The following is a 13,872-nucleotide window of genomic DNA, read 5'->3' as shown; positions in this document are numbered from 1 at the left end:
GGCTCAGTTCCTGGCCTGGCTCAGCTTGCTGTACAGGTCGGACGGGAATGGCTTGCCGTTGGAGTCGAACTGGTTCTTGCGGAACTGGTAGACCTCGGCCTCGGAGAGGTAGCCGTCGTGGTTGGCATCGATGGCATCGAACTCCGCGCCGGCCTTGGGCGCCACGGCCAGCAGTTCGGCGCGGGAGACGCGGCCGTCGTGGTCGCTATCGGTACGGGCAAAGGAGGCATCGCCACACTTGCCTTCACCGCACTTGCCCTCGGCACCGGTGGCCTTGGCCTGGGCGCCGTCGGCACCGCATTTGCCTTCGCCGCACTTGCCTTCGCCCTGCTTCGCCTTGGCCTGGGCCTTGGCCTCGTTGGCGCCGCACTTGCCCTCGCCACACTTGCCCTCCCCGGCCTTGGCGGCGGAAGCCAGCTGATAGCCCTGCGGCAGGGCTTCGACGGCAAAGGCGGAGGACGCCATGTTCAGGCCGCCAGCCAGGGCGATGGCGAGCAGGCCGAGCTGGGTTTTCGAGGTACGGGTCATGGTGCTTCTCCAGATGCTGTGGCGCTGGGTGCGCCGGGTCATGCCGCAAGGGCGGATCCCTGGAACGAGGCGCTGGAGGGTTTTCCCTTCCGTCGCGTTGTTTCGTTCGGGTAGGGCTATTTCGCCTGGGCGATGTATCGCGGGCGTATCGGCAGCGGGAGGCTTTTGTATGCGTGTGTCCGCTCAGGGAGCGGCAGATACAAAGGAATACAGAGCGCGGGGCAGACCTGCAGGAGCGGGCCATGCCCGCGAAGCAGAAGTGAACCGCGGGGGGAAGTCAGAGAGGGGCAAAAGAAAGGGCCGCAAAGCGGCCCCATCGCGGGCATGGCCCGCTCCTACAAGGATTCAGCTCGCGCGCTTGGCGGCGATGGCGGTGACTTCCACCTTCATGCCTTCCACCGCCAGCTCGGCAATACCGACGGCGGCGCGCACCGGGTAGGGATTGGCGAAGAAGCGGCAGTACACCTCGTTGAACGCGGCGCGGTCAGCCATGCTGGTGAGGTAGATGGTCAGGTGCAGTACGTGGTCCAGGCCGCTGCCGGCCTTTTCCAGGGCCAGCTGCAGGCTGCGCAGGGTGGCTTCGCTCTGGGCCTTGATGTCGCCCAGTTCCAGGCTGCCGTCCTCGAGGGTGGGGATCTGCGTGGAAACCAGCAGGCCGCCGAAGCCGGCGACGTCGGAGGAGATGGATTCGGGGTCCGCGTCGGGGATGAAGGTAGGCGTCATGGGACAAATCTCTGCTGTCGGTGAATGGGGCATGTCGCCGCAGCAGCTGCGGCGGCCGGGTCGCGCAGCTTAGCCGCATCGCCCCGCCGCACGCCATGTCACCGTGCCCGCAGCCCCCGGAAACAGTGACATTGCTTATATACACGAAACTTCCGAACCGGTTATGTCAACGGGACAAAAGTCATGATTATTACAGTTTGAGACATAGACCTTTTCATAATCCGTGATTTAAACGGCGAACTCTTTCGGCATTATGACGTCGGCTCTTCCGCGTCTGGAGCAATTCGCGGGGGAATACAAAGCCAGTTAACTGCAACAATGCCAACGCAACTTCCTGCGACTTTCCGCCGTGGTCGATCCACGTTCGGATTCATTGTGCCTGCCTATAAAAACGTCCGGCTCTCACGCACTTCATCGAGCCGGTCCTCCAAGACTCTAGGGGCAATATCCATGAAGCACCTCAAACGCAGCGCCATCGTGCTCGCTGTTTCCGCCGCCGCCAGCCAGTTCGCCAGCGCCGAACCCTTCGTCACCGATCAGGCCGATGCCAAGGGCTTCGTCGAGGACGCCAAGCTCGACGTCCTGCTGCGCAACCAGTACTACGATCACGACGGCAAGAACGGCGCAGGCGACAACCGCGACTGGACCCAGGGCTTCCTGGCGAACTTCTCCTCGGGCTACACCCAGGGCACCGTCGGTTTCGGCGTGGACGCCTTCGGCTACCTGGGCATCAAGCTCGACGCCGGCCGCGGCCGCGCAGGCACCGGCAACCTGCCGGTGGGCAACGACGGCAAGCCGGATGACGACTACGGCAAGGCCGGCGGCGCGCTGAAAGTGCGCATCTCCAAGACCGAGCTGAAATTCGGCGACATGCAGCCGACCGCTCCGGTATTCGCCGCCGGCGGCACCCGCCTGATCCCGCAGACCGCATCGGGCTTCAACCTGCTGAGCAGCGAAATCGAAGGCCTGGACCTGGAAGCCGGTCACTTCACCTCCGGCACCAGCCCGGTCACCACCGCCCGCGACGGCGGCCTGTGGGCGGCCTACGCCGGCGTGGAAACCAGCGACGTCGACTTCCTCGGCGGCAAGTACGCGATCAACGACAACCTGAGCGTTTCGCTGTACGGCTCCGAGTTCAAGGACATCTGGCGCCAGTACTACGGCAACGTGAACTGGGTGCTGCCGGTCGCCAGTGACCAGTCGCTGGCGTTCGACTTCAACATCTACCGCACCAACGACGAAGGCCAGGCCAAGGCCGGCGAGATCAGCAACACCACCTGGTCGCTGGCCGCCGCCTACTCCTTCCTGCAGGCGCACACCGTCACCCTGGCCTACCAGAAGGTCCACGGCGACACCCCGTTCGACTACGTCGGCTTCGGCGACGACGGCGATGGCGCCACCGGTGACTCGGTGTTCCTCGCCAACTCCGTGCAGTACTCCGACTTCAACGGTCCGGGCGAGCGCTCCTGGCAGGTCCGCTACGACCTGGCGATGGACACCTACGGCGTACCGGGCCTGAGCTTCATGGCGCGCTACATCAACGGTACCGGCATCGACGGCACCCACGCCGACGCGGATGGCGCCTACGCCGGCCTGTACGGTGAAGACGGCAGCCACCACGAAACCGACCTGGAAGCCAAGTACGTGGTCCAGGCCGGCCCGGCGAAGGACCTGTCCTTCCGCCTGCGCCAGGCCTTCCACCGTGCCAACGCCGACCAGGGTGAAGCCGACAACAACGAGCTGCGCCTGATCGTCGAGTACCCGCTGTCGATCCTGTAATTCAGTGCAACTATCTGCCTGAACAACTCTGCGGGGCAACTTTCGGATTCATCTGAAAGTTTGCCCCGTGTCCGGGTGAGATTATTACGCCAAGGCAGAAAGTCTCTTCCCGGATTGGCGGTTTATCCCGTCGCTGCAACTTTCTAGAATCACCCCATCTTCCCGCTTCCGCACTTTCCCCGCGGAAGACAACTCCTGACGTTGATATTGTGATTGCTCCTTCGACGTCCTTCGAGCCGCTCCCCTGGAGCGGCTTTTTTTATGCCCGGCATTTATCGTTCAGATATTGACCTGAACAAAAACTGATCGAACCGCCACGCGCAGCAGTCCAACTCTCCGACAACGCGGTAATCCCGCCCGCGAACCACGGAGGCACCTCACCATGAGCGCAATGACCCTCGAAGGCTGGTGCAAGACCACCGCCGAGCAGAAACCCACGCCGCTGGAAGACATCCGCTTCTACCTGACCGCCGACGACCGCCTGCACCTGGAACAGGCCGAGGTCTACCTGCAGGAAAACGGCCAGCGGGAAATGATGGTCGATGCCGACCTCGACACCCTCGACCTGCACATGCCCGAGGGCTACGGGCCGTTGGCCGACTGCATGTTCCGCGTGTACCTGGGGGGTGCCGAGCAGCGCGGCCAGTTCCACCTGGTCGGCCATCGCGCCAGCGACGGCAGCCTGATCTACACCAACGCCGTGCTGATCGACCAACTGATCAACTGACTCCCTGCCCGCCCGCCGAAGAGCCGGCGGGCGGTGCGTTCGTCGCTCTGGTCGCAGGTGGAGATTGTGGGCGCTCACCCGCCCGTGATTTCATAAAGCCACCTGCGTCCGCCTGCCGCATGTCCGGCGCGGAGCACAATCCAGAATCACGCCCATCCTCCGTTGAAGAAGCTGCTATCGGATGCGAACTTCCAGTAATCCTGGGGTAAAGGAGTACGGGCGATACGACGGCCTGCTGCGTCTCGCCCGCCACGCGGGTGGCGATTGCGCCGTCCTGCTCATCGACATGCGCGGCCAGTTGCTCGGCCAGCTCGGCCTCGACGGTGCCGGCGCCCTCTCCCTGGCCACCCTGCTGTCCCTCAATGCTGCCGCCAGCCCGCTGAGCCACCAGGGCCAGCTCCTGAATCTGCTGGCCAGCCAGACGCTGCGCGACCAGGAAGGCTTCCCCCAGGCGCGCCTGCTGCTGCTGGGCAATGGCGACAAGGCACTCAGCCAGGAGCAGCAGACGCTGCTCGCCGATGTGCTGGAGCTGGGTGAGGCCCTGCTCGACCGCGCCCACGCGCCACAACGGGAAAACGAGCGACGCATGGCCCTGGCGGTGGACGGCAGCGGAACCGGCATCTGGGATCGCCACGTGCCCACCGGCGAGATCCACTATTCCAGCGCCTGGAAGTCCCTGCTGGGCTACGCCGAGGACGAGATCGGCAGCCGCATCGAGGACGCCTACTCCCGCCTGCACCCGGAAGATCTCGAGTACGTGCAGAACACCATGCGCGATCACTTCGAAGGCCGCACCGAGGCCTACGAGGTGGAGCATCGCCTGCGCCACAAGGACGGCCACTACCTCTGGGTCTGCAGCCGCGGCAAGGTGGTCGAGCGCGACGCCGCCGGCAACGCCCTGCGAATGCTCGGCACCACCACCGACATCACCGCCCTGCGCGGCATGGCCGAGAAACTGCGCGAAAGCGTGGAGCTGCTCACCGACCTGACCAATGAAATCCCCGGCATGGTCTTCCAGTTCCGCCGCCTGCCCGACGGCACCGGGACCTTCCCTTATGTCAGCGCAGGGGTGATGGACATCTACGGCATTCCGGCCGAGCAGATGCAGCACAACTCCGTGTTCCTGCGCGACCTGATCCACCCCGAGGACCTGCCGGCCTGCCTCGCCTCGCTGGAAGCCTCCGCCGCCCACCTGCAACCCTGGCGGCACGAATACCGCGTGCAGATCGCCGGGCGCGGCACGCTCTGGCGCCAGGGCAACGCCCACCCCAAGCGCGGGGAGGACGGCTCCCTGATCTGGCACGGTTTCATCACCGACATCACCGAACGCAAGCGCATCGAAGCCGAGTTGCAGGTACTGGCCACCACCGACTTCCTCACGCAACTGCCCAACCGTGGCCACTTCATGCGCCTGATCGAGGCGGAGCTCGGCCGCGTGCAGCGCTCGACGACCCACCACGCGGCGATCCTGATGTGCGACATCGACCACTTCAAGGCGATCAACGACCGCTGGGGCCACGCCGTCGGCGACGAGGCCCTGCGCCACTTCGCCAGCATCCTTGGGCGAGACATCCGCCGCGTCGACTTCGCCGGGCGCATGGGCGGCGAGGAGTTCGCCGTGGTGCTGGGGGATGCCGACATCGCCGCCGCCCAGGTCTTCGCCCAACGCCTGCAGCAGCAATTGCTGGAGCAACCACTGATGCAGGGCGGGCAGCGCATCCCGCTGAGCATCAGCATCGGCATCGCCTCGCTGGAAGCCAGCGACGCTTCTGCCGAGGCCGGGCTTTCCCGCAGCGACAGTGCGCTCTACCGGGCCAAGCAGAACGGTCGCAACCGCATCGAGTGCCACTGAAGGCAAACCCGCGAGGCAGAGCGTGCCGCCTGCGCGGGCGTTGCCGATCCTGAACGGCCTTCGTGAAAAAGCGTGCAGAATTTTTCACCATTATGATCCAGCGTTTTAAATAATGGACTTTTCAGCACGCTTGGATATTTCAATAAATCCTTTAAAAACAATTAGATAGAAGAATTGTAAGACAGGATTTCGGCCATTATTTTTGACGCCCCACTCCGAATTCGTTTGACATATTTAACGGCTCTGGCAGGCTGGTAGGCAGGTTTCGACCGGGAAACTTCGCCTTCTGTGCGCTCCCGGCAGTGCTCGGGGCCTCAGGTAGCGCGCCTTTCCGCTGCGCGCCTGCACAAAAACGATGGGCTGCAGCCCGTCCAAAGGTGACATATGTCCAACAGCAACATTGGCAACAAGAAACAGACTCTCCGTAAACCCGTCGTCCTGATGTCCATGGGCAGCCAAGAGCGCAAAGGCCACGACTATCAGGTAATGACCCACAAATACATCGTGCCCCTGGTCGAACAGTCCGATTGCGTGCCGGTACTGGTACCGACCTGCTGCGGCATCGAAGACCTCGAGCAGTACCTGGACATGGCCGACGGCGTGTACCTGACCGGCGCCGGCAGCAACATCGATCCGACCCTGTATGGCCAGGAGAACGAAACTCCCGGCAAGGGCCAGGACAAGGACCGCGACAACTTCGACATCCCGCTGATCAAGGCCGCCATCGCGCGTGGCCTGCCGATCTTCGGTATCTGCCGCGGCATGCAGGAAATCAACGTGGCCCTGGGCGGCGATATCTACCAGAAGGTCTACGCCGAACCCGGCTTCAATGACCATCGCGAGAATCCCGAAGACCCGGTCGACGTGCAGTACAGCCCGGCCCACGGCGTTCGCCCGAAGGCGGGCAGCTGGCTGCAGCAGCTGCTGGGTGACGAGATCCGCGTCAACTCGCTGCACGGCCAGGGCCTGAAGAACCTGGGCAAGGGCATCGAGGCCATCGCCCATGCCGAAGACGGCCTGGTCGAGGCCATCCACGCCCCGACGCTTTCCTCCTTCCTCTTCGCGGTGCAGTGGCACCCGGAATGGCAGGCAGCGAAGAACCCCGACTCGGTGAAGATCTTCCAGGCGTTCGGCGATGCTTGCCGCGCACAGGTGAAGAAGAAGCAGGCACGCCAGCTGGCTGCCTGATTCGCTTCCCGCGTCATGAAAGAGCCCGGCCCCTGTGCCGGGCTTTTTCTTGGGTGCTTCCGGCGACGGCAGGAGCGCGCTTGCTCGCGCCGCCCTTGACGCCGTGCCTTGCAGGTTCGCGAGCAAGCTCGCTCCTACGCCTGGCGGCTAGCTTGAGACTCCCTGTAGGAGCGCGCCATGCGCGCGATAGCGGGCATGGCCCGCTCCTGCAGGTTCGCCCCATTCGCCATTCGCGATGCGAATGGCGCACCCTGCACGCCCTTGAGGGTGCCACGGGCTAACCTTGGCGGTCAGCGATTACGCTTGACCGACCAAGGAACAGCCATGAGCAACGACCTTTTCTCCCTCGCCGGCAAGACCGTGCTGGTCACCGGCGCATCCAGCGGCATCGGCGCACACCTGGCACGCGTAGCCGCTCGTGCGGGAGCCCGTGTGATCCTGGCGGCGCGGCGCACCGAGCGCCTGGCGCAACTGGCGGAAGCGATCCGCGCCGAGGGCGGCCAAGCCCATGCCGTGGCGCTGGATGTGACGGACCGCGCCAGTGTCGAGGCCGCCTTCGACAGCGCCGAAGCACAGTTCGGCGTGATCGACGTCGTACTCAACAACGCCGGCATCGGCAACGGCCAGCGCGCGCTGGAGGTCAGCGAGGAAGACTGGCGCAGCATGCTCTCCACCAACCTCGACGGCGTCTGGCGCGTCGCCCAGTGCGCGGCGCAGCGTCTGGCCAAGGCCGGGCGCGGCGGCAGCATCGTCAACATCGCCTCGATACTCGGCTTGCGCGTGGGCGGCGGCTACAGCCATTACTGCGCAGCCAAGGCCGGCGTGGTGCAGCTGAGCAAGTCCCTGGCGCTGGAGCTGGCGCGCTTCAACGTGCGGGTGAACGCCATCGCACCGGGCTATTTCAAGACCGAAATGAACGACGCCTACTTCGACAGTGACAAGGGCCAGGCCTACATCCGCGACACGGTACCGATGCGCCGTCTCGGCCAGCTCAGGGAACTGGAGGGCCCCTTCCTGCTGCTGGCCAGCGACGCCGGCGCCTTCATGACCGGCGCGGTGCTCGCCGTGGACGGCGGGCACCTGGTGAGCAGCCTCTAGAACGCCCCGACCAGCCCTCCGCCCAGCGCACCCAGCAGCACCAGCGCCCAGGGCGGAACCCGGCCACTGAGCAGCACCAGGAAGGCCAGCGCGACCAGGGAAATGTCGAGCAGGCCGACGATGGTCTCGCTGCCGATGGGGTGGATCAGCGCCGCCAGCAACAGGCCGACCACGGCGGCGTTCACCCCGGCCAGCGCCGCGCGCAGACGATGCTGGCGACGCAGGCTCTTCCAGAACGGCAAGGCGCCGAGCACCAGCAGGAAGGACGGCAGGAAGATCGCCACCAGGCAGAGCAGCGCGCCGGTCGCGCCGCCCGGCTCAGTGATGGCCGCTCCGAGGAAGGCGGCAAAGCTGAACAGCGGCCCCGGCAACGCCTGTGCCGCGCCATAGCCGGCGAGGAAGGTCTGCGCATCCACCCAGCCGGGTTCGACCACCGCGCTCTGCAACAGCGGCAGCACCACATGCCCCCCACCGAAGACCAGGCTGCCAACCCGGTAGAAGGCGTCGAACTGCGCCAGCCATGGCCAATGCCACGCTACCGCCGCCAACGGCAGAAGCGCCAGCAGCGCGAAGAACAGCAGCAGGTAGAAACCGCCCCGGCGACGCGACGCGCAATGCCCAGGCCCCACGGAATCGCCTACCGCAGACGGCCGCAGGCAGGCCATGCCGAGCAGCGCAGCCGCAAGGATCACCAGCATCTGCACGACCACGCCGGGCCAGCGCAGCGCCACGGCGGTCACCAGGATCATCAGCCCCTGGCGCTGCCAGTCCGGACACAGCGACTTGGCCATACCCCAGACGGCGTGGGCCACCACCGCGACGGAGACCAGCATCAGTCCGTGCAACGCCCCGACCGGCAGCCATTGGCCATGCCGCGAAAGCCCCAGGGCAACCAGCAGCATCAGCAGGGCCGACGGCAGGGTGAAGCCCGTCCAGGCCACCAATGCGCCCCACTGCCCCGCGCGCAAGGCGCCCAGGGCCATGCCCAGCTGGCTGCTGGCGGGGCCGGGAAGGAATTGGCAGAGGGCGATGAGATCGGCGTAGTGCGGCTCGTCCAGCCAGCGCCGCCGGCTCACGAACTCTTCGCGAAAATACCCCAGGTGCGCCACCGGCCCGCCAAAGGAGGTCAGGCCCAGGCGCAGGAAGATCAGGAAGACGGTCCAGAGGGAATCGCGCGGCGTCGGTTCGGTCATGGGCACGGGTCGGCAGGGGTCAGTCGCACAGTCTGGCAGTTGAATATTGCAATGCAACTCAGCGGTCGAGCTCGCGAATCCGCTGTTCGAGGAAGCGCCGCTCCGGCTCCAGCCTTGCCAGCTCCAGTGCGCGCTCGTAGGCGCCGCGCGCCTGCTCGCGGCGTTCCAGCCGGCGGCAGAAATCGGCGCGCGCGGCATGGGCCAGGTGGTAATCCTGCAGGTCGCCACGGGCCAGGATGGCATCGACCTGCGCCAGCCCCGCTTCCGGGCCATCGCGCAGGGACAGGGCCACCGCGCGGTTGAGCTCGATCACCGGCGAGGGCTGCATCGCCAGCAAAAGGTCGTAGAGACCGACGATTTCCGCCCAGTCGGTGCTGGCCATGTCCGCAGCAGCGGCGTGCACCGCGGAGATGGCTGCCTGCAGGGTATACGGGCCGATACGCCGGGTGGCGAGCGCGGCGGTGATCAGTTGCTGGCCCTCCTCGATCAGCGCGCGATTCCAGCGCGAGCGGTCCTGGTTCTCCAGCAGCACCAGTTCGCCGTCGGCGGCGGTGCGCGCCTCGCGCCGCGACTCGTGCAGCAGCATCAATGCCAGCAACCCCATCACTTCGGCTTCCGGCAGCAGATCCAACAACTGCCGGCCCAGACGGATGGCTTCGGCGGACAGATCGGTACGGGTCAGCGAATCGCCGGCCGAGGCCGAATACCCCTCGTTGAACACCAGGTAGATGACCCGCAGCACGCTGGCCAGGCGTTCCGGTAATTCGGCGGCTTCCGGCACCTGGTAGGGAATCTTCGCGTCGCGGATCTTCGCCTTGGCGCGGACGATGCGCTGGGCGATGGTCGAGGGCGTGACGAGGTAGGCGCGGGCGATCTCCTCGGTCTTCAGGTCGCAGACTTCGCGCAGGGTCAGCGGTACCTGCGAGTCGGCCGCCAGCGCCGGGTGGCAGCAGGTGAAGATCAGCCGCAAGCGGTCGTCCTCGACGCTTTCGTCGGCCAGTTCCTCCACCGATTGCGCGTCGATCTCCAACTGCTCGGCGATCTGCGTCAGGGAAGCGTCGAAGCGCGAGCGCCGGCGCAGGCCGTCGATGGCCTTGAAGCGCCCGGCGGAGACCAGCCACGCGCGCGGGTTGGCCGGCACGCCGTCGCGCCGCCACTGGTCCACGGCGGCGACGAAGGCTTCGTGCAGCGCCTCTTCCGCCAGGTCGAAATCACCCAGCAGGCGGATCAGCGTGGCCAGCACCCGGCGCGATTCACGGCGATAGACCTCGTCCACCACGTCGCGCAGGGGCTGGGGGGCGTACTCGTGCATGCGGGCCGATGATCCTTGGCGTGGGAGGTCTGCCTATCCTGCACGGGTTTTCGCCACGGTGGGGAATCATCGGACGGGTGTTCGGCCCGAGAGGGTTGCGGGGTGTTTCAGGGGGCGGGGCAGCCCCTGTAGGAGCGAGCTTGCTCGCGAACCCGCTTCACGCCGGAGCTGCCGGGGAATACGTTCGCGAGCAAGCTCGCTCCTACAAGTCGAGGTCGAGGTCGAGGTCGAGGTCGAGATCAGGGCTTGGCATCGAACAGCAACTGCCCCGTCGCCGGATCGAAGGGAATGGAGAAGTGCTCATGGGCGATCTTCCACTGCCCCGCCTCGCGCCGCAGGCCCACCGTCACCCGCGCCCAGGAGGCGTTGTGCTGCCCCTTGTCGTCGGTGCCGCCGCAGTAGGCGAGGTAATGCCCGAAGGCCGTATCGCCACCACTCTCGAAGCTCAGCTGGTGAATCTCGAAGGTGGGCTCCTTGCACATCTGCGTGCAGTCGCGCCAATGGCTGGCATAGGCCTCGACGCCCTGGAATTGCAGTTGCTTCACCGCATCGAAGGCGAGGATGTCACGGGTGTAATGGCGGGTGATGCCTTCCACGTCGGAGGCGCGCACGGACCTCAGCCAGCTTTCCAGCAGCGCGTGCAGTTCGCTGTGGGTGGCGTTCTTCTGGGCAGCAGTCATCGGGAATCTCTCCGTGTAGCAGTCGGGTCGGATCAGGAACCGCAGCAGCTGTGCGGCGGCGGAGCTTCGGCGTAGTCGTCGTGGAAGCGCGTCCAGTTCATGCCCTTGCCCTGGTAGTCGGGCATGCCGCCCCAGCCTTCGCCGCGCCCCAGCGGGGTGAGGTCGAGCAGGTGGTAGGTGAACAGCGGCGCCTCCAGCCCGCGACCGTAGGTCGAGTAGCTGTGGAAGACCTGCTCGCCGTCGCGCAGGAACACGCTCATGCCCGGTTGCTCGCCGCGCACGTGGTAGTCCTGGCCGAGGCGCTCCAGCTCCGTCTTGTCACGATAGTTGTATTCCACCGGGGCGACGGACTCGTCGACGCTGACATGGAAGTCGTAGTTGAAGTCGCTGCCGAACGACGAGTACCAGGGGAACTGCCAGCCCATGCGGGCGCGGAATGGCGCGATTTCCTCCAGCGGCGCGCGGGACACCATGGCGAAGGTGGTGCCGCGCGCATGCAGGTGCTCCAGCCGGCCGAGGTTGTCGATCAGGTAGGAACAGCCCTCGCAGCCCAACCCTGTGTCGCGGTGGAACATGAAGTGGTAGACGATCAGCTGCGGCCGGCCTTCGAACAGGTCGAGCAGGCGCAGCGGCCCGTGCGCGCCCTCGAAGCGGTAGTCCTTGTCGATGCGCACCACCGGCAGCTCGCGACGCTGGGCGTTGAGCGCGTCACGGGCTTTGGTAGCAGCCTTTTCCTGCTCCAGCAGGCGGATACGCGCCTGGCGCCAGGCGGCCTGGGAAACCACACGGGGAAAGTCTTGATTGGCCAGTTTCATGTCGCACGCTCCTGGGGACGCTCCTGAGAAAGCCCCCGTTGCTCGTGGGGCCGAGCGCGGCGCTTGCCGCGCAGGCGGGTGACGGCGAAGGCGCTGACGCCGCCGGCGGAAAGAACGCTGGTCACGGCCAGCGTCAGGGTCGATACGCACAGAGGGCACATGGCTCACCTCCTGCAGGTTGCGGCTTGCATCAGCCTTTTTCGGCAAGCGCCTTGAGGTTGGCCAGGCCCGCCTCGAAGTCCTTGCCGACCATGCGGTCCACGTCGATGAACAGGTGCATGATCTTCGCCACGAAGGGCACCGGGCCGAACATCGCCCAGGTCACCTCGGTGCCGCCGTCGCGCGGCACCAGGGTGAATTCGGCGGTGTTGCTGGCCTTGAACGGCTTGAGGAAATCCAGCGCGATGGTCACGCGGCGGGGGTCGCTTTCGAGGATTTCCATGCGCCCTGCCCCGGCCTTGCCGTTGCCTTCCCAGGCGTATACCGCGCCACGCCCCTTTTCGACGCCGGAGAAGCTGCGCTGCATGGCCGGATCGAGCTTCTCGAAGGGCGACCATTGCGCCCACTGGTGGAAGTCCTCGATATAGCCCTGGACTCTCTCCGGCGGCGCCTGGATGCGCAGGGAGCGCTCCACGCGGAAGGTGCCCGGGCGATTCGCCGCCAGCACCAGGACCACCACCACAGTCAGTACCACCACCAGCGCAATCCACTTCAGCATCACATCCTCCTGACGTTGCCTTCTCTTGAAATAAAGAGTTCTCGAAGAGCCGGGCCTCAGCGTCCGGCGAAATAACGATCCCAGTCACGGACCGGTCGAACTTCCACGGCCCCCAGCCGACCACTGGGAATCCGCTGGGCAATCTGCAGCGCGTCGTTGAGGTCGCGGGCGTCGATCAGCACGAAGCCGCCCAGGTACTCGCGGGTCTCGGCAAAGGGGCCGTCGGTGATCGACAGCCCCGCCGCACCGTGGCGCAGCGTCGTCGCCGTCTCCACCGTCTCCAGCGCCTCGGAGGCCAGCACCCGGCCGGCCCGGCGCTGGTACTCGTCGTTGGCGAAGCACTCGTCCATCAGGCGCCGGTACTCGGCCTCGGAGAGGCTCGACAGGCGCTGGTCATCCACATAGATCAGACAGAGGTACTTCATGGCCGTCTCCGGAGCGCATTGCGTTTTCAGTTACCTCATAGTCGAAGCGCGCCGGCGGGAATCGACAGCCGGGCAAGAATTTTTCGCACGTTGCCGGATAAAGCGACTCGGCGGTTCAAGCGCAAGGCTCTGCCACAGGCTTTTGCGCCGTTCATCAGGCGCGGCGCCAGTGCTTTGCCTGCGCTTTCAGATTTGTCTCAGAGAGTTCCGCACGCCAGGAAGGGAAGATGGCCATGGGAAAAAACCCTGACCATGGAGCTCAAGAGAATGAAACTTCGCGCAACCGCCCTGGCTGTCGCAGCCGCCTTCGCTGTGCCGGGCCTTGCTTTCGCCGCCAACACCATCAACTTCAGCGGTGAAGTGACCGACCAGACCTGCTCGGCCGTGGTCGACGGCAACACCGACCCGACCGTCATCCTCGACAGCGTGCCGGTCAGTGCCCTGAACGGCTCCGTCGGCCAGACCACCGGCGAGACCAGCTTCACCCTGCAACTGACGGGCTGTGCCGCCCCCAGCGGGGCCGATGAGCACTTCACCACCCTGTTCCAGGCCACCAACGCCACTGCCTCGGGCAACCTGACCAACACCGCCGCCAGCGGCGCCACCGGCGTGGCCCTGCAGCTGCTCGACGGCCCGGCCGGCAACCCGGTGAACCTGGCGGGCGGCGCAGCCGTGGCCGCCGGTGACATCGTCCTCGCCGACGGTGAAACCAGCGCCAGCTACGACTATGCGGTGCAGTACATCTCCGAAGACGCCACCGTGACCCCCGGCCCGGTACTCGGCTCGGTGACCTACACCCTGCGCTACGAGTGATACCTCGCGGCACCGCCCCCC

Annotated in this window: 15 protein-coding genes; 6 read left to right on the top strand and 9 right to left on the bottom strand. The window is 65.8% G+C overall.

Translation table 11 applies throughout. The features are described from left to right. Positions 1 to 3: 3 nt before the first annotated feature. Entirely contained in the window at positions 4 to 528 is a 525-nt protein-coding gene (locus UB43_RS06935; RefSeq protein ID WP_045209706.1) for a hypothetical protein, read from the bottom strand. A gap of 345 nt (positions 529 to 873) precedes the next feature. After that, a complete protein-coding gene (locus UB43_RS06930; RefSeq protein WP_045209705.1) occupies positions 874 to 1,251 on the bottom strand; it encodes a RidA family protein in 378 nt (125 codons plus the stop codon). Positions 1,252 to 1,701: 450 nt separating this feature from the next. On the opposite strand from UB43_RS06930, the gene UB43_RS06925 reads away from it, so the two are divergent. The 5 genes from UB43_RS06925 to UB43_RS06905 all read left to right on the top strand — a co-directional run bounded on the left by UB43_RS06925 (position 1,702) and on the right by UB43_RS06905 (position 7,895). Next, positions 1,702 to 3,030 carry an OprD family porin gene (locus tag UB43_RS06925; RefSeq protein ID WP_045209704.1) on the top strand — a complete coding sequence of 443 codons (1,329 nt, stop codon included), beginning with the start codon at positions 1,702 to 1,704 and terminating at the stop codon, positions 3,028 to 3,030. 382 nt (positions 3,031 to 3,412) lie between these two features. Continuing rightward, positions 3,413 to 3,757, top strand: a complete 345-nt coding sequence (locus UB43_RS06920) for a hypothetical protein (RefSeq protein WP_045209703.1) — start codon at positions 3,413 to 3,415, stop codon at positions 3,755 to 3,757. Between the two features lie 181 nt (positions 3,758 to 3,938). Then, positions 3,939 to 5,609: a sensor domain-containing diguanylate cyclase gene (locus UB43_RS06915; RefSeq protein WP_045209702.1), complete on the top strand. Its 1,671-nt coding sequence runs from the start codon at positions 3,939 to 3,941 to the stop codon at positions 5,607 to 5,609. A 384-nt stretch (positions 5,610 to 5,993) separates the two neighbouring features. Next, positions 5,994 to 6,797: a gamma-glutamyl-gamma-aminobutyrate hydrolase family protein gene (locus UB43_RS06910; RefSeq protein ID WP_045209701.1), complete on the top strand. Its 804-nt coding sequence runs from the start codon at positions 5,994 to 5,996 to the stop codon at positions 6,795 to 6,797. 324 nt (positions 6,798 to 7,121) lie between these two features. Beyond that, a complete protein-coding gene (locus UB43_RS06905) occupies positions 7,122 to 7,895 on the top strand; it encodes an SDR family NAD(P)-dependent oxidoreductase (protein WP_045209700.1) in 774 nt (257 codons plus the stop codon). On the opposite strand, the gene chrA is transcribed toward UB43_RS06905, so the two are convergent. The 7 genes from chrA to UB43_RS06875 all read right to left on the bottom strand — a co-directional run bounded on the left by chrA (position 7,892) and on the right by UB43_RS06875 (position 13,038). Next, on the bottom strand, positions 7,892 to 9,094 hold the full coding sequence (gene chrA, locus UB43_RS06900; protein WP_045209699.1) for a chromate efflux transporter: 1,203 nt from the start codon (positions 9,092 to 9,094) through the stop codon (positions 7,892 to 7,894). The two genes, UB43_RS06905 and chrA, sit on opposite strands and share 4 nt — an antisense overlap. A gap of 52 nt (positions 9,095 to 9,146) precedes the next feature. After that, positions 9,147 to 10,400 (bottom strand): RNA polymerase sigma factor, encoded by a 1,254-nt coding sequence (locus UB43_RS06895; protein WP_045209698.1) that lies wholly within the window; start codon positions 10,398 to 10,400, stop codon positions 9,147 to 9,149. Between the two features lie 239 nt (positions 10,401 to 10,639). Continuing rightward, positions 10,640 to 11,080, bottom strand: coding sequence for a nuclear transport factor 2 family protein (locus tag UB43_RS06890; RefSeq protein WP_045209697.1), 441 nt, complete (start codon positions 11,078 to 11,080; stop codon positions 10,640 to 10,642). Between the two features lie 32 nt (positions 11,081 to 11,112). Then, entirely contained in the window at positions 11,113 to 11,895 is a 783-nt protein-coding gene (locus UB43_RS06885) for a DUF899 domain-containing protein (protein ID WP_045209696.1), read from the bottom strand. Continuing rightward, on the bottom strand, positions 11,892 to 12,056 hold the full coding sequence (locus UB43_RS29525; RefSeq protein WP_156160363.1) for a hypothetical protein: 165 nt from the start codon (positions 12,054 to 12,056) through the stop codon (positions 11,892 to 11,894). The genes UB43_RS06885 and UB43_RS29525 overlap by 4 nt, the downstream gene beginning before the upstream one ends. 29 nt (positions 12,057 to 12,085) lie before the next feature. Then, on the bottom strand, positions 12,086 to 12,613 hold the full coding sequence (locus UB43_RS06880; RefSeq protein ID WP_045209695.1) for an SRPBCC family protein: 528 nt from the start codon (positions 12,611 to 12,613) through the stop codon (positions 12,086 to 12,088). A 56-nt stretch (positions 12,614 to 12,669) separates the two neighbouring features. After that, entirely contained in the window at positions 12,670 to 13,038 is a 369-nt protein-coding gene (locus UB43_RS06875) for a YciI family protein (protein WP_045209694.1), read from the bottom strand. Positions 13,039 to 13,305: 267 nt separating this feature from the next. Here UB43_RS06875 and UB43_RS06870 point away from each other — a divergent pair, with 267 nt between their 5' ends. Then, a complete protein-coding gene (locus tag UB43_RS06870; protein WP_045209693.1) occupies positions 13,306 to 13,851 on the top strand; it encodes a fimbrial protein in 546 nt (181 codons plus the stop codon). Positions 13,852 to 13,872: the final 21 nt, after the last annotated feature.

Source organism: Pseudomonas sp. 21, assembly GCF_000955805.1.
Lineage (GTDB): Bacteria > Pseudomonadota > Gammaproteobacteria > Pseudomonadales > Pseudomonadaceae > Pseudomonas.
Note: the sequence above shows the minus strand (reverse complement) of the source record. Positions and strands in the feature narration are given on the sequence as shown.